The sequence below is a fragment of the Marisediminicola sp. UYEF4 genome (genome assembly GCF_040546025.1).
GTDB lineage: Bacteria > Actinomycetota > Actinomycetes > Actinomycetales > Microbacteriaceae > Marisediminicola.
Genome location: NZ_JBEPNA010000019.1, coordinates 1 through 20,868, shown reverse-complemented (window position 1 = coordinate 20,868; position 20,868 = coordinate 1). Strand labels below are relative to the sequence as shown.

Here is a 20,868-nt window from a genome sequence, read left to right as displayed (position 1 = left end):
TGGCAATTTATCAGCTACGAGAACCTGGCTGGGAAATACTCCCACCGTGGTGGCGTACGATCGTGCAAGCAAACAAGGGCGGATGAACGGCGAAATGTTTCGGATTATGGCAGGTGCACCACGGCAGCACACCATCGTCACCGCGATGATCGTCGTTGCGGCCGTGCTGTTCGGAATCCTCGCTATGCACACGATGATCAATTCAGCTGGGCGCCTGATGTTCTTACCGCTGGTGCGTGTCGTCCGCATCGCCACTACTCGCGTCTCGTTGCCATGGACGCCATCACTGGAAGTCCTCTCGATCAGTCGAGTCTGATGTATCAGTCGCACCCGCTCCCGGGCGCGATAGAGCGCCGTCTCTGCGGTACCCCCAATACATCCATTTCTACTGATTGGCACGATCACACATGTTCAACAAACGCACACTCATCGCGGTCGTCGGCGTTCTCGCCGCCTCCCTCACCCTCAGCGCCTGTTCCACGGCCAGCACCGACACGGGAGACAACTCCCCCGGATCGTCATCCGACGCCTCCGCGACCTTCAACGACCAGGACGTGGTGTTCGCCCAGTCCATGGTCGTGCACCACAGTCAGGCCATCGATATGGCGCAGGTGATTCTCGATAAGGACGGCATCGACCCGCGTGTCACCGAACTCGCGCAGGACATCAAAGATGCCCAGGGGCCCGAGATCGACCAGCTGAACGGCTTCCTCGAGCAGTGGGACGCACCGGCCGACATGGACGGCATGGACGGCATGGACGGCATGGCCGGCGTGATGTCGGAGCAGGACATGGCGGACCTAGAAGCCGCCACCGGCACTGAGGCAAGCCGGCTGTTCCTCGAGCAGATGACCGTGCACCACGAGGGCGCGGTCGAGATGGCGCAGGTGCAGGTTGATGAGGGCCAGGATCCGGATGCCACGGCTCTCGCCGAGAAGATCATCAAGGACCAGAACGCCGAGCTCGAGCTAATGGACGAGCTTCTCGCGACGCTGTAGGCACCAGCGTCGCTCTACGACGCCGCATCGGGGTCGCCGTGATTCACCGCTCGGCGACGTTATGTCGCACGCCGTGGCCGCGTCACCTAGCCGAGCCTGTGTACCGATCGTCGACGCCAATTTCGGTATACACGCCGACGAGGGAGCCCGACGCCTTCACGCCCTCCAACAAACCCCACCCATCGATGACTGTCCAGGTCCCCGTCGCGCCCAGTTCTCCGAACCGGGCGTTCAATCGCACATCGAGACCTCCCTCACCGCCGGCGCACGTGAACTCCTTCACCCCGACGAACGCTCCGCCCCACGGGGTGAAGTGCGGCCCGCCGGCACCATCGACCACAGTGCCGGTCTCGCACCCGGGAATGTTGCCCTCGAACTCGCTCGCATCTGCGCTGAAGTCCGTGTGCGCCACCACGTCAACCGGGAATCGCACCGGTGCCGCATTGACCGGTGCTATGACACCGACCGTCAGAAGCGTACCGAGCCCCACACCCGCCGCACCCATTTTTGCCATCGACCTCGTAAACATTTTCTCGCCTCCACACTCGAGCACCTTGCTCGACGGCTCGGATGGTACGCCTCCGCGGCATTCAGCGTCCAGCCCTCGCCGTGGCTCAGAGGAACGTCGTCCTCGACGAGCTCAAGTGCTGCTTGGCCGCGCTCCATCCCGCCGGGGACGCACGGCCTACCGGCGCTGGAGGCGAGGGAGTACCGTGGTCCCCGGCCGGAGCGCATCTGAGACGCCGTCAGCGCTGTGTGCACCGCCCAACGAAGGGAATGTGGAAATGGCGAAGTACATTGTGCTCTATCACGCCGACGTGAGCGCGGAGCAACAGATCGAGCAATCGGAGGAGGAAGGCCAGGCGGAGATGCAGGAATGGATGGCTTGGGCTGGCAAGGTCGGTGCCGCGCTCCTCGAATTCGGATCGCCACTCGGGAACGCGAGATCCGTCTCATCTGCGCGAACGACGAGGTCCCCCTCGACCGCGGCGGGCTACTCAATCGTCGAGGCCGCGGACGCAGATGCGGCAGCGACCCTGATGGACGGGCACCCCCACCTCAAGCTCGGCACCATCGAGGTCCTCGAGACGATCGAGCTCCCCGGTATGTGAAATTCGGGCGCCCCAACCCCCTGAGAACACGAGGCACGGCCCATCCTGCCGAGACAGTTTTCCGCTCAGCGGCCGAAGAAGTCGCCGAGGCCGGGGAGGTTGAAGTCGGATCCGAATTCGCTCAGCTGATCGCCAAAGCCCGAGACGGTTTCGCCCGCGCTGGCCGCGAGCCCGTCCGCTCCCCCCGTGAGGCCCTCGAGGTCGATGCCGCTCGCCAGGGCGTCGAAATCAACTCCGAAGCTCGCCGCCTGCTCGAGAAGGGGGCCCGCGACGGAGCTGACGACGGCTCCGCCGGCGACCGCAGCGAGAACACCGCCCGCGGCGATCCCGGCTCCCGCGGCGGCGCCACCCAGCAGCGCCCCACGGCCGATGCCGCCGACCGAGCGCGAGTCCTGTCCGCCGGCGCGGGCGAGGAGGCCCCGGAGGAATCCGGGGCGGCCCGCCTCCGTACGGGCGGCCGCACGTGCGAGGTCATCGGCACCCGAGGTGCGGGGATGCTCGTGGTCGGGGAGGTCTGCGCGCATCCTCTCCCGGATCTGATCGCGCTGCGCCGGGGTGAGGCGCTCGAATGCCTCGCGGTGCACCTGCTCGATCTGGTGCGGTTCGGCGGTCTGTAGCAGGTAGTCGTAGCGCGCGATCGCCGCCCGATCGGCGTTGTCGATCACCCCGGATGCGTTCGCCCTCTGGGTCGACGAACCAGGGTTGTCGAGGGCCTTCTGGGCGAGGCCGGCAAGTTTGGAGAACATGCTCATTTGGAGTATTCCTTCCGGGTTGAGGGATCGATCGGCGTGGGTGTGCCGGGACGCGAACTCCTTTTACGGGTCTTGAGCAGGCTCGCGACGGTGGCAACGGTAATCGTGGCGCCGATGAATAGCAGGGAGAACGAGATCGGGATCTCGGGGACCCACAACAGCGGCTGCCCGCCGTTGATGAACGGCAGCTCGTTCACGTGGAGGGCGTGGAAGACGAGCTTCACGCCGATGAACGCGAGGATGACCGCGAGACCCTGCGCGAGGTAGACCAAGCGCTCGAGCAATCCACCGATGAGAAAGAACAACTGCCGCAGCCCCATCAGCGCGAACGCATTCGCCACGAACACGATGTACGGCTCGCTCGTGAGCCCATAGATGGCGGGGATGGAGTCGACCGCGAAGATCAGGTCGACGAAGCCGATGGCGACGATGGTGAGCAGCATGGGGGTGATGAACCGCTTGCCATCCTTCTTCACGGTGAGCTTGTCCCCGTGATACTCGTCAGTCACGGCGAGGTGGCGACGCACGAAGCGCATCAACGCGTTGTTGGCCGGGTCGGTTTCGTGGTTCGAGAACGCCTGCCGGTAGGCCAACACGAGCAGCAGTGCGCCGAAGATGTAGAAGATCCACGACAGGTTCTCGATCAGGGCCGCGCCGATGGCAATGAATCCTCCACGCAGGATGAGCGCGATGACGATGCCGATCATCAGCACCTTCTGCTGGTAGATCTTCGGCACCGCGAACGCACTCATCACCAGCAGGAAGACGAAGAGGTTGTCGATCGAGAGCGCCTTCTCGGTGAGGTAGCCGGCGAAGTACTCGCCGCCGAATGTCCATCCCGAGGTCACGCCGATGCCGACGCCGAAAAGCAGGGCGAGACCGATGTAGAACGCCGACCACCGGGCCGACTCGCCGATGGTGGGTGCGTGCGGCGTGCGCACGTGCGCGAAGAACTCGTAAACGAAGAATGCGATCGTCACAGCGATCGTGATGATCCAGATCAGGGGTGTCACCTGCATGAGCGTGCTCCAAAGGGGTTGGCGTGGATATGGCGCCAAGGTCTCCTCCGCTCTGATCAGATCAGAACCGGTGGCCCGGAATGCAACAACGCATTCGTAATGACGGGCCGCCCGCAGACGGGAGTACTCCCCTTGTTGAACCCAAGCCTATAAGACGATTGTCCGGATCGCTGATTCCGGCATCCGCATTCTCAGGATTCAGCCCTGAACACGACTTCCAGTCCGTCGGCGTTCACCTCGATGCCCAATCCGTGACCGGTCGGGGCGGAGCCGCGACCACCGACGGAGCGTGGGGCGTACCCGGCGACGTGACCATCGGTCCAGTCGTTCATGAACGAGGCGTTCTGGAAGTTCTCCGGCCTCGTGCTGGCGGCCAGGTGGCTCACCGCGGCGGTGACGATGTCGCCTCCCCAGGCATCTTCGACCGAGACCATCATGTCGAGCTCTTGCATGAGGTCGCGCATGCGTGCCGCCTGGGTCAGCCCACCGACACGACTGATCTTGATGTTGATCGATACTGCTCCCGCAACATTCTTCGCATGGAATACGTCCTGCGGGGTGAGGATCGACTCGTCGAGCACGAGCGGCAGCGAGGAGTGCCGCATTGCGAAGATGCTGTCCTCGGTCGACCGGCATGGCTGCTCGATGAAGATCGGGAAGTCAGCGAGTCCCCGCACCGCGATCTGCGCTGCCCGCAGGTTCCAGCCGCCGTTGGAATCGGCGACGATCAGGGTGTCGCGATCCGCGACATCGACGACCGCGCTCGTTCTGGCGATGTCGTCGTGGGGGTCGCCTCCCACCTTGAGTTGGAAGCGGTGGATGCCGGCATCCTGGCGCTCCGAGACAAAGCCCGCCATCTCATCCGGGGTTCGCAGTGGAACGGCCTCGTACAGGGGGAAGTCGTCTTGCAGAACACCGCCGAGAAGCGCCGAAATGGGCAGGCCGGCCGCCTTGCCGAGCAGATCCCAGCACGCCACATCGATGGCGGACTTCGCAAAGCCCCCGCCCAGCAGCGTGCTATTCATCAGTCGGTGGATGCCGGAGAGGTTGGTCGGGTCTGCGCCGATCAGGCGGGTCGCGAGAGTGTGCAGCGCGGCGCGCACTTCGGCCCAGTAGGTCGGCAGGTACAGGTCGCCGAGGGGCGTTATCTCGCCCCAGCCTTCGAGCCCCTCATCGGTTCGCAGGCGCACGAGCGTGCCGACCTCCGACGTCGCCGCGCGGCTCCCCGACATGACGTACTCGCCATGCGCATAGTTCAGGTGGTAGCCGAAGCAGTCAATGGCCGTGATCTTCATTGGTCCGAGCCCCTTGCGTTGTCATCCGCCGACGGCGCCGCGCGTACCGGGGCATCCGCTTGCGTTCAAATATGTGGCATATCACTGACACGTTACACGCGATCGGCGCCCATGACTGCTGTGCCACCCACGGTTTCAACCCGGCCACGCCTATCGGCACGGCGTACGGTGTGATACCCGCCCGCGGCCGCGTGGACGCTTTCCCCCGGGAGAGATTCGGCATCACCCACCGCGGCGGCGCCGGGCTCAGGGCCATCGCAATTCGACCCATGGCATCAGGAGTCACGCCTTAGTCGCCACCGGCAAGCTTCCAGAGCGCGCTGAAGATCGAGGTATCCCCGCCAGCCGGATCGGACTCGGCATCACTCTTCGGGATGACCTCAGTGTCGGTAGGGCCGGCCCATACCGGCTGGCATCGACCCAAGCCTCCAGCCGAGAGCAGATCGGTGAGTACCCCGAATGCTCCGTGGCCGGACGATAGTCGAGTCCAGATCGCGGTTGTCGCGGCGGGCGTGGCAGGTACGGGCACGGCGAGGCGCGATGCCATGAGTTGCTGACGGAATCGCTGGATACCCGCCGAAGCGCCTCGCGAATCGAGTTGGCGGTCGATCGTCGCGACGTCGCACGCTCCATCGAACGTCATTCCGCGGCGCCGGAAATGGGATGAGCCCACGAGGGCATAGACGTCGTCGACAACGACCGTCGTGGATCGAATGAACGTCGATCGGCCCGGGAATCCGACAGGATGGAATGCGGCGACGCGCTCGCGATGCCCGGCGGTGAGAGACTCGATCGCGCTCGTGCGTTGTGCGAGCGCGGCGCGCACGTAGGGCTCGTACTTGGTCGTCGCCTGGTCGAAATCCGGGGTGCGCGGCACTGCGATCATCACAAGAAGTCGCGGGTTGTCGACGAGCGCCTCATCCAACTCGCCCACCAGGTCAACGGCTGAGGCGGGGTCTCCGGTCTTCGCGAACTGTGCGCTCTCGATGTACACGAACTCACGTGCCTGATGGATCGCGCGTCGCAGCGACCAGAGCGCATCACGCTGCCCGACTCGGGCGGTGACGGCTTCGCGTTGAAGGCGGGCCCGGATTTGACTCTCATTTGCCAGTGTCACCGCTGGCGCCCCGACGCCGAGAGCGCCCGCCGCAGCATTCACCAGTTGCTGAACAGTCTGGGTGAGCACCGCTTCAGGCAGTAGGGAGAGCTCCGGGCTGTCCGAGATGGGTGCGACGGTCTCGAGCATGACGCCGGACATGGTCGCTGTTGGAGGGTCGAGGGGTGCTGGCGCCCAGTTGTTGCCGGCCGTTGCGATGAGCCAGCCGACGGTATTCGCTGCGATCGGGAGCACGGGTTGGGCGCGTTTCATCGCATGGAGGGCGAGGTCCTGAGCGAGTTGACCGCCTGCTCGAAAACCGGTCGCCACGACGTCGGGTCCGGCCGGGTTACCCGGATCTCCCAGCTCGGGTTGAGCGCTCCGACTCTCTTCAGACCAGCGAGCACCCGTGAGCACCGCGTTCCAGACCAGCAGTGGTCCCGGGACAGCGGCACCTACGGCGAGCACCGTCTCGAATCGGGCTTGACTGGGCTGTCGCGGGCCTTGCCGTGGCCGGGTGCTCTCGCTCGCGAAGGCGCGGACCATGTCGACGGGGCTGGGTGGCAAAGCGCCAGCGACCGGGAGTTCCGGTATTCCGAATAGGCCCGACGGGGCGACCGACGTCGATCCGAAAGTGGCGCTGAGCGCTGCAATAGCTGGCTGCTGCAGGGCGGCGGTGCCGCCGAACGTGGTCGGAACGAACGGTTGGTCAGCCCCGAGGGGAACAGCGACCTCCGACATGATTCGTCGCGAGCCGTCACGTCCGGTGACGACGAGGTCGACCATGAGTTCGGCAGGTGCCGGGCGCGGCTCGCCGGGAAGAAGCCCGAAGGGATTCCGAACCAAGATGCTCGACGCTGTGCCAGCGGCGGCGATGCCGCTGCCGCCGTCGTCGCGGACGAATGATGGCCTTTCGCCGATGGATCGGATTGTCTGGAATCGGCGCGGATACACGCGAACGTGCGTGCCGTCAGGCACGACGTCCGCGGCGATCGTGACGATCGCATCGTGAGGTCCACCTGTTCCCGAGGCCCACGTGCCGGTGATGCCCGCCGTCGGGTCCACCGAGGCAGGGAGCATCGTTGCAGGTCCGGCCGGGAATTGCGGCCAGTGGCCTTGCGCACCGGGAGCGGGCGGCAGGGCGAGGGACTCGTCGATCACCGGCGAGCAGAGCAGCATAAGGCTGTCGACTCCGTTCTGCGGAAATCCGGTGAGCAGCTGGCCCATGGCCCCCAACGCATCTTGAGCGTCGACGAGGTAGGCGGCGTTCGGCACGAAGGGCCGGACGACTGGCAGCGCATAGGTGGGGACCGAGGCGTCGTCGCCGGGCACATCCAGCACCGTCGCGTCGGTCCGATTACCGAGTAGGTGCCAGTCCAGATCGACAGCCGTGAGGCGGAAGAACTCGTTGCCGAGGGCAACTGGGCTCGTGGGCACCGAGACGTTGCTGCGTGCAAGCGTTGCGTTGCGGGCGAAGCCCCAGAACAACCGTGGCGCGATGTCATCCTGGGCCTGTTCACTCGCCGACCGCCCGATCGTGGCGCCGGACGGCCACGTGCCGACGCCCGTGTCGTCGACAGGTGTTGCTCCGGCCCCGGTGATGACGCTGAGCGTGGCGGCGATCCGGGGCGGGCTGAAGCCGTGACCGTGGGGGTCGACGATGTGGAATCGGACGCGGCTGGCTAGTCCGGCGATGCCGGAAAGGCCACCGGGAGAGCCGAGTGCCGGTTGTCCGCTTGCGCCATGGGCCAGCGCCGGGAGTGCCTGTTGGAGCGCAAGAAATAGTGAGGCGACCGCCAGCGGGTCGATGGGCAATCCGCGGTCGTCGTGGAACGAGACGATGTGTGAGCCCGCGGAGAACGGGAGAGGTTCGCCGGCCTCGGCAGACTTCAGGGGAACAGCCGGGGCTGGCACCGCGACACCACGGATCACCATTGCTACCGGCGTGGGGCGGATGACCGCGGAGCCCAGCACGCTGCCGGCGAGGGCGTCAAGTTTGAGCGCGGCCTCGGGATGCAAGCGAAGGATTTGCACAGGGCCGGTGAGAGGGGCTCCGTTCGGTCCGCTGCACGACACAGTCGTGCCTTCGTACTGGATGATCCCTTGGAAGGGCGCGCGGGCGCCGGTCAGAGCGATCGTCATCGCATTCTCGTCGACATCGCCGAGTGTGGGAGCGGTGCCGGCCCACGCGGTCGCGAGTGCGGGCATGGCCAGTCCGAGGGCATCGAGCCCATCCGACTGCAGACGACTTGCGATGTCGGCCGGGGTGAGGACCGGTCGCGCGGGCAATAGATCAACCATGTCAGCTCCCTACAGTCTTCCCCGCCAGGTCGCGATCATGCCATCCGGCGCTTCGAGCGCGAGTGATATCGAGCCAGTGACGCGCACGAGCGCGGTGATCTGGGTTTGTCCGTCAACGTCGCTGCGCCCCACGCTGATCGTGGAGGCGGATGCGGGGCCGAGATTCGCGCCCGGTGTGATGTCGGCGAGAGCGATGTCGATGCGCGGACGTTGCGCCGGTGGGCGGAGGATGCGTGGCCTGACGACGATGTGGAGCAGGTACGGACGACCCGTCGTGTCTGTGTCAGGGGCGGTTGTGGAGAACTGTATGACCGTTCCGCGGCCTGGGATTCTGAACGTTTCCGGGTCAATGATGTCCGGCGGCTGCACCGGGATGCCGGTGGGCACAGACAGCGTGTGCTCGGTGAGGCGTCCGAGGGGATCGGTGATCCGGATGCGCACGCTCAGCGCGTCGTCGAATGAAGCCCGCGGGACAGCGACGCGGATCGGCGTGCGGCCCGGCTCGCCCGCGCCGGTGGGCACCGTGGCTTCGTGCCAGAGGATTCCCGGCACGTCGGGGACGTTGTGGAGCCCGTCGGAATCCGCGTCGGGAGGGGCCGGCGGAATCGGTTGCTGAGGGTAGTGAAGCAGCGTGGTGGTTGTGCCGTCCGGGTGGTGGGCGAGCGCTTCCGCACTGATCCGGTGCGGTCCGAGCGGGGTGAGAGCGAGGGGCGCGAAGACCGCGGTGCCGACTACCCCGGCAGGCGACCCAGGGGTTGCTGGTGTCCACGCGGGCGGGGAGAGTTGCGGCGGGTCGGCAGGAGGGACGACGACCATTCGAACGGCGCTGGCATCCGACCGCCCGCCGATGATCCCTCGGCTCGCGTCGTCGTAACTCCACGCGACGGCTCGGTAGAAGACGGTTTTCCATGAGCCTGGCACCGGGTCAAGTCCGCGGATCGTCCCGATGGGCTGGGCTTCGCCTCTAACCGCGGAGACTGTTGGTGCGACCGCGAATGTGGCGCCTGTACCGTCGATTTCGGCGACGGCTGGTCCCATTGATTCGACGGCGAGGGCCGCGTCCGGCACGCGGACGCGGTGCAGATCAATCCGTTTGACTCGGGCGCCGGGGGCGCTCGTGATGCGGACGGATGCCTTGTACAGCCCGGCCGCATTGTCGAAGGCTGAGGCCACTTCGAGTTGGGGCGGGGCCGGGGCGGTGACGTGAGGTGCTGCGTAGGCGACGAAGCGGAGGCGGAGGCCGGGCGATCCGGAGTCGGGCCATTCCGATTCGACGCCTCCCCCGGACACGCCGAGAACGACATAGAGGTGGAGCTCCTTGCTTCCTCGGGGAAATGTAATCGGCATGCGGGTGCCCGTGACCGGCGTGGAGTTGATTCGTGCGAAAGAACGCCGATCCGGATTGGCTTGGAATGCATCCCTCAGGATCACCAGACGCTCTTCCAGCGTGAGCGAGAGTTCGGAAGGGGTAAGCCCACGGTCGGCGAGGAACCGCTCCTCTGCGCAGTTGTAGGCAAAGTAGGCGACCGCTCCTTGCGCCGGCGCCCAATTCAGCACGGCGTGGTGGATCCCGTCGGCGTCGGCGAGGCTCGCGAGCTGTACGAATTCCCGTGTGTTGGTGACGATGGGGGGCCGAGGGTCCGAGGTCGACGCGATCACAGGATGCGACGACCAGTCCCCCACACGCCCGGGCGCGCGCGCCTCGCGTCCGCGCACCCATAGCGCAAGCCCTTGGCGTGCCGCAGCGTCGAAGTCGAGACGGTAGCCGACCACCTCGACCTGGTAACGTCTCGGCCCGGCGGCCGCGGACGGCGCCCCGATCACGGAGCGGCCGTCAGGCGAGAGGTGTCGGAGCGTGGCTGCCAACCCGGAGCTGATGCCGGTGATAGCTGCGCTGCCGTCCGGCGCAAGGTCGATCGTGAGAAGACTGCCCGGGGCTGCGAATGTGGTCGCGAGTCCGGGTGGAATGGAGAGGTCGGCGGGGGCGTCGCCGAGTTTCGCTTGGGGATAGAGGCTGCCGGAGATCTGGATGAAGTCGGGGGTGCGCACTGCCCAATTCCACGCAAACTCGACGACAAGTGTGGCCGGGCAGAGCGCCCCGGAACCGCCGTTGGCGACGTCGAGGCGCGCTGAGGTGATCGTTGCGCGCTCGACGGGTGGCTCGCTCACCGCAGCGTTCACTGTTGACCAGCGGCTGAAGATGCCGAAGAGGTCGTGATGCGCGACCGCGTAGGTGAGCGCATTGGAGGCTGTGTTCGAGTCGATCTGATAGTCGTCGTCGGTTCCGTATCGACGGGTGTCCTGGGCCGTCGGCATGCCGAGTCCGAGCGGTTGGAGTGCGGTATCGCGTGGTCGTGCCTGCATGAGCGCCGTCACTCCGCGCGCCGGAGCGACGTTGGCGCGCGCGAACGCGTACGAGCCGACACGGTGCCCGAGCTGGGCGGCCAACGCGTCCCAACCGACCCGGATGACCGGCGCCCATGGTTCGTCTGGTGCCGGCAGGCTGGTGAGGCCTGCAACTTCGGTCGTCAGCCCCGACGGTGCCGGGATGCCTCCGAGCGCGCCGGGCGCGTACAGGATGGCGGCGAACTCGACCGGACCGGGCTCGTTGCCGACACCGTTCTCGTACCGGGCGGTGACCATGTAGTCGTGTCTGACTCTGACCGTGCCGTGTCGGTCGTCGAGGAACATGGACTCCTGGAACGCGGTGCCGTAACCGGCGATGAGCGAGGCGAGGCCGTCGGTCGCCGCCCCGTAGAGCAAGGCCTCGAGGGGACGGTGGTGCAGAACGACCGGGAGGTTGCCTCCGTTGGAAGCGAGAGTCTGGTCGATCTGGAACTGGGCGTGTTGTTCGGGAGGGAGGGTAATCACCATCTGCCGCAGGTCGTCGAGCATGTCCTTTTGCACGGTTTCGATCATCGACTTCGGGTCGGCGAGCTGCCACGGCGGTGACGGGGTTCCGGGGAAGAGTTCGTCGTCCCATCCATAGAACGGAGCACCTCGTTGGAACCGCTCGAAAGCCGCCTGGCGCGGATCGACCGGTACGGCGACGAAACCCTGCGGTGCGCCGAAACCGCCAATGTTCGCCCAGTCGGTGCGCACCGGGAGTCCGACGGTCTCGATGGGCTCCCAATCGGGCGCTTCAGCGACGCTTTCGTCGAGCGCCAGAACCCCGTTCAGCGACGCGCCGAAGGGCAATTCGATGGTGTGGATCGCTGTTGCGGAGAAACTCATCCGTGTCATCGATACCGTGGTGACCGCGGATCCGACGAGCGTCGATGCCATGGGCGCCCCAGACCATACGCGAATCGCACTTCCGACGGGTGCCGTGAGCTCGAATTGGACGAAGACGTATGGCACATCGAACACGATCATCACGCCGGTGAAGGTGGCGATGGTCCGGGAAGACGCTGGATTGAGTTCCTGCTGGATACTGGCCGGTCGCCGCCACACCGTAAAGGGCTCGGTGGGGTACCCCATGGTCTTCGCTGTCAGCCAGCGAAGTTGCATGACGCTGCCGGATTCAAGGCCGCGAGAGCGTGCGATTTCGCTAGGGGTAATCGGTTCGCGACGCTGCCGGGACTTCGCGATGACGCTCCAGTCGGTCAGCCCGCCGAGGAGGATGAATTTGTTGGGATCGACGATTCGGCGGTCCATCACTCCTCCCACGGGGCTCGGTCGAGGGCAACCCAGACGACAGCACGGCGGTGCTCGGTCTGGTTGAGGAACGGTAGGTCAGGGAATGCAGCATCGACGAGGTCGAGTTCTACGAGGCGTCCGCGGGCGCCTGGCTGGAGCAGAACAAGGTACCGGTCTGCTCCGGGTGAATGGATGATCGACTGCACTACGCCGGCAGCGGACGCATCGACGAGGTCGAGCCACGTGCGGTCCTCCAACACCCATCGATCGGCGGGGACCGGACCCGTCATGTCCGTGACCGCTCTCGGGTATGGCCGCCTGCGGGTAAGCGGTGCGCTCGCCTCAACGAGCAGTCCGGTGGGAACAGGAGGAAGGCTGACGTCGGGCTGCTCCCAGAGCACGGTGATTCGTGGGACCGACGCGGTCTGCAGAGGGTCGAACCCCGCCGCGACCCAGGCATCATCGAACTCGGATCCAGCCGGGGCGTGCCCGGCGAGAGCTGAAACGATCCCGGCGACCGCACCGGTGCGAGCACCGCGCCCGACGACTCGTGCTCCCGCGAGGGAACCGGCCAATTCGCCGACGGAACCAAACATTCCGCTCGAGAATTGGCGGCGGAATACCCGTGGCCCGCGCGTGCCCACCGCTGCGCCGTCGGGGACGACTTCGACGTCGAGGATGTAGTCGGTGGCCCGATCGAGGTGGATAGGGATGTCGATCTCGATGTGCCGGGTCCGGGTCTCGTCAATGTCGATGCAGAACTCCGCATCCCTGCTGATGATGGCTGCGGCGTCGAGGAGCGCATCTTCGTAGGGGCTGAGCACGGTGGCGGCGACGGGGTGGAGGAGACCCGCAGTGAGCAGGAGTGGAAGCGCCAGTCCGTCACCCGTTTCCTTGGGGTGGCGGCCCGACGACGCCTCGATCCGCACCTGGAGCTGCTTGCCGTAGGCCTTGAAGATCCGTTCGACATCCGCGGTGTTGAACACGACCTTGACGTTCTGGTCTGTGAACACGTTTCTCTCACCCTCCGCGGGTAACGTCACGAGAAGCCACGGTTCCAGCCGGACTGGCAGCGGGGGCCTGCTTGCGAAGTGGAGCGCCGGAGCGTTCGCGGCTGCCACCGGTTCGGCGGGACCGCCTCCGGTCGCCGGGACTGGTCCGTCGGCGATTCGGTCAGTGCGGAACCAGAAGGACTCCGCGGTGGGCGCCACGCTCGAGCCGCGAGTGGCGCCGTCTCCCTTGCGCGTGCCGTACGAATTCACGGTGATCCGGTAGAGGGAGTCGGGGATGAGCAACACGTCGTCGGTCGGGGTCGGGCCGAGCAACTTCGTGAGGACACTCTTGTCGCTGTCCTGCTGGGTCTGGTCCCAATCTCGTCGGGTGATTTCGGCCCAGCTGACCGTGCTGAAAGCTGCAAGCCAGTAGGCGGGAGTCAGTTGCTTGTCGCGCCTGCTGTCGTCGTGCCTGCTTCCGACTTCAACCGTAACTGCGTCGGGGTATTCGTCGAGATGAACGAGCAGAGCGAGGAGTCCGGTCGTCGTCGCGTAGGCGAGGACGTCGTCGACATCGTTCGCCCACGGCCCCGCCGGGTCATCCCAGCGCGGCGGAACACCTGCTGGGGAGATGATGAAGGATCCATCGAGCTGAATCCGGTCGAGGGTCGAGTCATCCTTGCCAACGACTCGAACGACGGGCCAGTCGTCTTCGCGTTTGCGGTGGCAGAGCAGCAGCACGTCGGCTGAAGCGAATCCGCTCGTGTGCATGACGACGACGTCGTCGAGTTCACCGTGGGTGACCTTGAGCTCGTCGAGTCGCTTCGCCACCTCCTCGGCGCGGCGCTGGTCGCCAATGGAGATGGGCGAACCATCGTCGAGCATGGGCGCCTGAAGAACCTTTGCTGCACATGTGGGTTTCGTGGCCCGGCCGGTCTGGTCGTCGGAGGGGCGAAGCGCGCCAAGGGCGGCCGCCTGGGCTGTTCTACTCACTGCGTCGCCAGCGGACGATCGCGTGATCACATCCCGGAGGGCGCTCGTAGTGGAGCCCACTACTGCGGTGCGAAGGTGCTCCTCGGTCAGGGACGCGACAGTGACTTTGTCGAGGAGGCGGCTTGTCACCCGGGCGGGCTTCTGGACGTCGTTTCGCACGAGGTGACCGAACGCATCGCCGTGGTCGGGGAGGAAAGCTCCGGATGGGGAATCGGCTCGGATGGGTCCTCGGCCTCCGATGACAATCGCGGGGCCAACCTCATCGAAGTCCGGACGTGTGGGTTTGCGGCGACACGGCACCGCGGCGGCGACGACGACGGCGGGGATCACCCCGCGCATCCCATCGAGTTGCAGGTCGCCGCTGCGCCATCGCTCCGTGACCCGAAGGTCGGTCGCGGGCGGCGCCGTTCGGACGGTGCCCGCGGCATCCGGCCAAGCGACACCTTCGAGGTCCCACCCGGTGATCGAGGGACCGAGGTCTTCGAATCGGAAGGTCCACAGAACTTCGGCCGCCTCCGCGCTCACCGAGCAGGCAGTCCCCCACCGGTTCACGAGGTCCTCGACCAGATGGTCTGTCTTCTCGACGGCCTTCGTGGCGGGAGACGGTTCCCAGGTGAACAGCGCGAGTTGCGCAACGGGGGCGGGTTCGTTTGCGGAGCTCTGGCGCCACCACGTGACCGGCGCCGTGGTGCCCGACACCGCTGGGGTCACCGGGTTTCCGGTGGCCGGGTCGATTCGTTCGACGAGGATGGAGGACAGGTCGTAGCGGTAGCGTTCACCGCCGCGTTCGGCATAACCGACGTCGGGTGCGCCGAGGAGTCCGCCGGCGGGCGAGATGCTCGCAGCGGGCAGTCCGCTGATCGTGAGTCCTGCGGGTACCACCGGTGGGACGTTCATGGAGATGACGGGGACGGCGTCGATGGGCACAATGGGGAGATTCGGATCGTTGAGGGCAGGCATCGCCCCTCGAACCGCCTCGCCGAGGCTCGTGTCGATGCCACGGTCGACGCCAGTGCCCTGCAGTAGGGCGGGCGAGCGTGACTTCAGCGACAGCTTGTCGACGAGGACTGGCATTTTGGCGGCGGGAGGATCGCTGTTGATGTCGATTTCGACGCAGCCGCTCACCTCGAAGAAGAAGAAGTCGACGTGGCCGCATGCTTGGCCGTGGGCGGAGAAGTCGAAGCTACCGTCCGGCTGTTCGGCGACGATCGCCGTCAGTTGCGCGTCGGCTCCAATGGAGATGATGAAGATCCGCAACTCCCCAACGACCCAGATTGTGCCTGCGAGGATGAACGGATCGAATCCGATGACCGCGTCCATTCCGCCGCCCACCTTGAGGTACAGGCCCGCGTCGACGTCGCCCCAGGTGAAGCTCGCCCCGACGCCGAGGCCGATGGCGAACCCTTTGATTTCGGGCAGCGTGGCCTTGTGCACGGGGAACGCGGGCAGTCCATCCCCCTTGAACATCAGGTATCCGGTGCCTCTGACGATTCCGAGCACATCCACGGATACCGGCTGCCCGAGACCGGGGCGCGCTCCGAGGTAGATATGCCACTTTGATGCGTTGGCACCGAACGGGAACACCGCTTCGATGGGAATGACGATCCTGATGAGGTCCTCGATCGACCACTCGACGATGAGTCCGATCAGGAAGTGATCGGGCGAGATTTCAATGACCGCGAGTATCCCGCCCGACATTCCCATGCCGTCCATCGAGGGTGGTGGGCTCACGATGCGGGCGTTGAGCATGATGATGACGCGCGGTCCGGGCAACTCGAGAAGGAAGGTCCCGTCGAGATTGAGGATGTACCCGCCCTCCATCGTCCCGATGAGGATGCCGATGCCGAATGCCCACTTGTCGATCTCCGGCGTCCACAGTTCCACTCCCCCATTGGCGAGGAGGTTTGGTCGCCCTCCCGCCGCCTGAAGCCACGCGAGCGAGGGAATGTTGCTACTCGCCCCAATCGCCGGGTTGCGTTGGTAGTGCATCCCGAAGATTCCGCGGAAGCCGAAAATGCCGAGTCCGGAGGAACCGAGGGGAATGCCGACGGGAAGGATAATGTCCATGCCGACGTACACGCCGGTTGCGGGGCCTCCCGCCTCCTCCGGGATGGTTGCGATCGCCAGGGCGGCCGACACGCGGAGGCTGATCGTTCTCAGAGTGAGGTCGAGCTGGCCGCCGATGACCGAGATTTCGTTCCCCTGAGAGTCGGTTGTTTTTCCGATCTTGATATAGCCGCTGCCGACGAGCGCGCCGGGAATGTCGACAGACGCACCGAGCGAGGTCAGCTCAACGCTTGGCGGCTCACCGAAGACGACCCGCAGGCCCGCGCGTTCGATGGATACGACACCGAGATCGATACCGAGCCCGATCTCGATCTCGAAGCTCAACGGGTTCTGCTTGGACACGCGGGCGCCGAGGATCTTGAGAATCTGCCCCAGCGGGTCGATGAGTTTGATCGACCCACCACTCGCAAGGTCGATCGTGAACCCGCGGCCGGAGTCGAAGATCGGGCGCAGCATGAACCCCTGAGAGCCGTCGTCCTCGGTGTTGCCGAACCGCAAGCCGATGGCCTTGTATCGAACCTTCAGCGGAGCCTGCGTGCTGATTTCGATCAGTCCGAGGAAGTTTGCGCTCCAGTCGACTTCGACGTCGAACAACAGCCTGCCGTCGAATCCCACGACGCCGTCAACGCTGCGCCATGCCCCTTCGAATTCGGCGCCATAGAGAACGACGCGCTCGACTTGGAACCAGGGCACGGCCGCGATGACCGCGGGGAGGACGAGCGCGGCACCGGCGATCGAGGCGTTGACGATATCTCCCGTGGTTGCTTCGCCGTCGGCGAGGGCCTCGCCTGCCTCAACGGGCGGAAACTCCGCCAGGAGGGGCCAGAACGTGAGGTAGGCGCCGAGAAGAGTGCGGGGGAAGTCCTTGGGCGATGCGGGATGTTGCAGGGTCGGAGCGCCCGGGTCGCCCGGCATCCAGCCGAACAGATAGAGACCGTCCTTATCCGCGGGATCGGCGCCGGCGGCGATGAGCGTCGTGATCTTGCCGGTTGCCGGGTCGCTTTGCACAAGCACCCGGAACTTCGTTATTCCGTCGGCCGGATTGCCCGGCCCGACGGCGGTTCCGTTGACGAGCGCTTTCCCGGTCGGGGATTGAGACCCGGCGGGAAGTTGCCCGGTATTCCGCAGCCGCTCTTCGGCGAATGTTTCGAAGTCGACCTCCAGCGTGAGTTCGACCGCGATGATCTCGGAGGCGATCACCCGAACCTTCACGCTCGCCGCTCGGAACCAATCGGGCGAGGCGGGACGCTCCGGCTGCGGATCCTGAGGAGGTTTCTCGACTTGTGTGGGCACCGTGGGTCGTGCGATCGAGATCGTGCCGGTGCGCTCGGGTGAGGCAACGGGGATGGGGAAAGCCACGTCGACGCGCCAGTATTGGTTGCGGTCGGTGACGTGTGAGCTCCACCCGGTCGCGGCATCCCACGCGGCCGGTGGCGTGCTTGCTAACGGATACGCGGTGATGTCGAAGCGCTTCGCAGAATAGGCGCGCTGGATGGCTCTCTTGACGGACGCGGCGCGGCGCAGCGCGAGCTGGAAGTTGTAATTCAGTCCCGCCGTTTCTTTGCTGGCCTGACCCGTAATCGCGATCTTTGCGTTGTCCGGCAAAGCCGTCAGTAGCGCGTGGTTTGCCACCATGGAATCTTGGCCGCCGGGCACACGGGACACCGGGACTGACTGGGCCGCGGCCTTTGTCGTCCACACGTCCGGAGTGGGCGTCGACACCGCGGGTTCCTCGAAGCTGAAGTAGAACGGCTGTGCCGACGGGACCGAGGTCGCGGGTCGACGCGCCGTCACGATATGACTGGCCCCGACAGCGACAGGAACAGTTATCGTCGCCGAGGCTGCACCTGGGGCTCCCCCATCGACCGCCCACAGGATGGTGTCGTCGCGGGGGTCGGTCGCGAGCACGACATCATCCGTGTGGCGCGTGACGACGACGATTGTGAGGTCGCCTGTCGGTGGGCCGACCTCGAGATCGCTGGTCGTTGCGGGTTGCGGCCCCGGGGTGTCGAGCCTGCCGATCACGGCGAGTCGCTCGGCCGTGATGGTGAGCATTTTCGTGGTTCCGCCCTGCGCTGTGGCGGTTACTTCGATGGTCATCGTGTTGCTGGCACCAAAATCGACGACGAACACGCGGCCGCTTGTCTTCGGTGCGGCGCCGACTTTCGCCTCGATCGTGTACGGGGTGCGTCCACCGGAGACATCCACGAGGAGTTGGGTCTTCGCGGGGATGCGGGCTCGCGCCTTCAGCGGTTCGAATTTGTGGATGCCGTACAGGTGCCCGGACGGATCAGCGAAGCGTGCTCCGACAATCAGTTCGCCTGAGCCCTGATTCATGAGAACAGCCTCAAAATCGCCCCAGATGCCCGCTGACTCGTTCACCCCAATCAAGAGCTCCTTTGCTCCCACATCGAACGCGAGTCCACGATCCTCGGTCGGGGCGACGAAAATTCGTGCATCGGGCAGGTACAGCCCCGTCCAGTCGTCGCCAACCCCGGTCTTCTCACGAATCGCAGCGGGCGTCGATTCGCCTGACAGGTCGAGTGTCGCGGAACGGAGTCCGATTCCGATGACGCGGTCTGTCTGTCGACCGATGAAGGCGTACGGCGGATCCATCGTGATGAGTTCCGCTACCCCGATGTCTCCGGGGTCGTCGAGTCCGGCAGCCCCTGCAGAGACAAGTTCCACCCGCAGTCCCGGGGCGGCCTGGCTGATTCGGAAGCGTAGTTTCGGAAGAGTGAGCGCGACCTCGGCCTTCGTCGGGTCGGGCGAGAGAGTACCAACGTCATTCAGTTTCGCGGGATGAAGGAACGGTGGTCGCAGTCGAGGGGCATTGAGCATCAGCTCCAAGGAGAAGTCCGTCGCCGGATAGTCGCTTGGCGGCACCCCTGGCGCCGGCTGCGCGAGCGCGTCCAGAACTGCTTGAGTCGGCGCGAAACTCGCGGGAGCGCCGATCGACTGCACCCCTGCAGCGATGACAGACGATCCAGTTCGCGCGGCGACGAGTTCGAATTCGACAGTCGTCTCACGGATGTCGAAAACCGGTGCGCGTTGAGCGGGATCGAATGCTGGGGCGGCCTCATCCACTCCGGCTTTGACGGACAGCCCGTTGCTCGCATCGATGCTCAGAAAACCGTTGAATTTGCATCGCCCGCGGATCACTGTCGCGAACGCGTCCGAATCGGTCCGGTAGTTGACAACTCGCAACACTGCCAGGGCTGGATGCAGGCTACCGAGATTCTCGCCGCGCGCAACGAAGTGCCGAACAAGGTCCAACAGCGCAACGTCGCCCATTTGAGTCTCCACTCCGAGACCGGCTTCCCGCGCTCACCATAGACCCGCGTGAACAGGTCTGTATAGCCCCGAATCGCGCCCCAATTGCGGACCGTGTCTATGGGATGCGAAGCTAGCGCGCCCCCCGCGTTCGCCGCCCGGCGAGCATGGCCTGATGGTCCAGGCCGAAGGTTCGTCGGGCCGCGAAGCCTCCAATTGTTGTTCCCGCCGCGAGCCCGATACCGGTAGCAAGGGCGACCACCATGGCGGGAAGCGCCTCCGTCACCGCGTATTCGGAATCCATGAATCCGTAGAGCGCGCGGTACACGGCGAGACCGAGGGTGAGCATGAGAACCTCCATGCCTCGTGCTGTCGCGGTGACGTAGTACCCGTCGATCGCGTCGCGGGCCGATGCGCTGCGGCCGATACCCGAGAGCAGCATGATGATTCCCGCGATAACGATGACCGTCGGTTGGTTCGAACCGGGCAGTTCGATGCCCACCGAGCGCAACCAGAAGATGAATACCGCGATGCTCGTCGTCGCCACAGCGGCCGCCATCTGGGCGAAGAAACCGGGAACCGACCACTTTGCCAGCCTGCGGGTGATGACGTCGGAGATGATCGCGGAGGCGGCGGCAACGAGCACGAGCACGAAGCTCACATCGAACATCACCACAACGCCACTGGCCAGAATGGCCTTGCCTGCGGTCACGACCCAGCGACGGTACGGGTGTGGGCTCGTCAGCATCGAGGTGAGCCGCTCTCGCGCGTCGTCCACATCGACCGGGCTGTCTTGGCCGGAAATCTCGTCGATGAGCAGGTACACATCGTGCAGCCGCGTGTAGTCGGTGGTGCGCACCCTCGCAATGCGCATCACCGACATCGGGTCTTCGTTCATCCCGCGATGGATCGAGACCATGATCGACGTGAAGGTGATGTCCACGTGCATGGCACTGATCCCGTACGCGTCGCTGATCCTCAGCACGGTGGCCACCACGTCGGCCGCTGACGCGCCGTTAGCAGGCATCGCCTCCCCGGCGCGCAGACACAGGTCGATAACCAATCGGGCGTGCCGCTGGGGCAACTGATCGTCGCCGCCGACAACGGAAATAACCTGGGTGGGAGCGTCGAGCCCCCGGGCTTCAGGCTACGGGCACACGCGTCCGATCTCACGTTGCACGAAGACGCGCACACCCGCATCTGGGGCGATTTCCTCCGGGCGCGGGCCCCCATCGTCTAGGTGCGTGGGTCAGAACTTTCTGGTTAACGCGCCGAGGTGAATCCGGTGGGCAGTGCGCGGCGCTGGGAGAATCGGTTCATGTTGGTGACTG

At 65.5% G+C, this 20,868-nt stretch carries 11 protein-coding genes; 3 read left to right on the top strand and 8 right to left on the bottom strand.

All coding sequences use genetic code 11. From position 1 onward, the window contains the following. Window positions 1–46 precede the first annotated feature (46 nt). Both ABIB15_RS13485 and ABIB15_RS13480 read left to right on the top strand, forming a co-directional pair. Complete coding sequence (locus ABIB15_RS13485; protein WP_354479617.1) at window positions 47–316, top strand: hypothetical protein; 270 nt, start codon at window positions 47–49, stop codon at window positions 314–316. A 91-nt stretch (window positions 317–407) separates the two neighbouring features. Continuing rightward, the gene (locus tag ABIB15_RS13480) at window positions 408–998 is read left to right on the top strand and encodes a DUF305 domain-containing protein (protein WP_354479615.1); all 591 of its coding nucleotides are present in this window, start codon (window positions 408–410) and stop codon (window positions 996–998) included. An 82-nt stretch (window positions 999–1,080) separates the two neighbouring features. Here the strand turns inward: ABIB15_RS13480 and ABIB15_RS13475 are convergent, their stop codons facing one another. Beyond that, window positions 1,081–1,503 carry a hypothetical protein gene (locus ABIB15_RS13475; RefSeq protein ID WP_354479612.1) on the bottom strand — a complete coding sequence of 141 codons (423 nt, stop codon included), beginning with the start codon at window positions 1,501–1,503 and terminating at the stop codon, window positions 1,081–1,083. 280 nt (window positions 1,504–1,783) lie between these two features. Between ABIB15_RS13475 and ABIB15_RS13470 the strand changes: the two genes are divergently transcribed. Then, window positions 1,784–2,110 (top strand): hypothetical protein, encoded by a 327-nt coding sequence (locus ABIB15_RS13470; protein WP_354479609.1) that lies wholly within the window; start codon window positions 1,784–1,786, stop codon window positions 2,108–2,110. Window positions 2,111–2,175: 65 nt separating this feature from the next. Here the strand turns inward: ABIB15_RS13470 and ABIB15_RS13465 are convergent, their stop codons facing one another. The 7 genes from ABIB15_RS13465 to ABIB15_RS13435 form a co-directional block, all read right to left on the bottom strand. Beyond that, entirely contained in the window at window positions 2,176–2,862 is a 687-nt protein-coding gene (locus tag ABIB15_RS13465; protein ID WP_354479607.1) for a hypothetical protein, read from the bottom strand. Beyond that, window positions 2,859–3,881 carry a TerC family protein gene (locus ABIB15_RS13460; RefSeq protein ID WP_354479604.1) on the bottom strand — a complete coding sequence of 341 codons (1,023 nt, stop codon included), beginning with the start codon at window positions 3,879–3,881 and terminating at the stop codon, window positions 2,859–2,861. Before ABIB15_RS13460 ends, ABIB15_RS13465 begins: the two co-directional genes overlap by 4 nt. A 191-nt stretch (window positions 3,882–4,072) precedes the next feature. After that, on the bottom strand, window positions 4,073–5,176 hold the full coding sequence (locus tag ABIB15_RS13455; RefSeq protein ID WP_354479601.1) for a mandelate racemase/muconate lactonizing enzyme family protein: 1,104 nt from the start codon (window positions 5,174–5,176) through the stop codon (window positions 4,073–4,075). A 289-nt stretch (window positions 5,177–5,465) separates the two neighbouring features. Beyond that, window positions 5,466–8,573 carry a phospholipase D-like domain-containing protein gene (locus tag ABIB15_RS13450; protein ID WP_354479599.1) on the bottom strand — a complete coding sequence of 1,036 codons (3,108 nt, stop codon included), beginning with the start codon at window positions 8,571–8,573 and terminating at the stop codon, window positions 5,466–5,468. 9 nt (window positions 8,574–8,582) lie between these two features. Further along, on the bottom strand, window positions 8,583–12,230 hold the full coding sequence (locus tag ABIB15_RS13445; RefSeq protein WP_354479596.1) for a hypothetical protein: 3,648 nt from the start codon (window positions 12,228–12,230) through the stop codon (window positions 8,583–8,585). Next, window positions 12,230–18,952 carry a hypothetical protein gene (locus ABIB15_RS13440; protein ID WP_354479595.1) on the bottom strand — a complete coding sequence of 2,241 codons (6,723 nt, stop codon included), beginning with the start codon at window positions 18,950–18,952 and terminating at the stop codon, window positions 12,230–12,232. Before ABIB15_RS13440 ends, ABIB15_RS13445 begins: the two co-directional genes overlap by 1 nt. A 718-nt stretch (window positions 18,953–19,670) precedes the next feature. Then, a complete protein-coding gene (locus ABIB15_RS13435; RefSeq protein WP_354479708.1) occupies window positions 19,671–20,648 on the bottom strand; it encodes a threonine/serine exporter family protein in 978 nt (325 codons plus the stop codon). Between the last annotated feature and the right edge of the window lie 220 nt (window positions 20,649–20,868).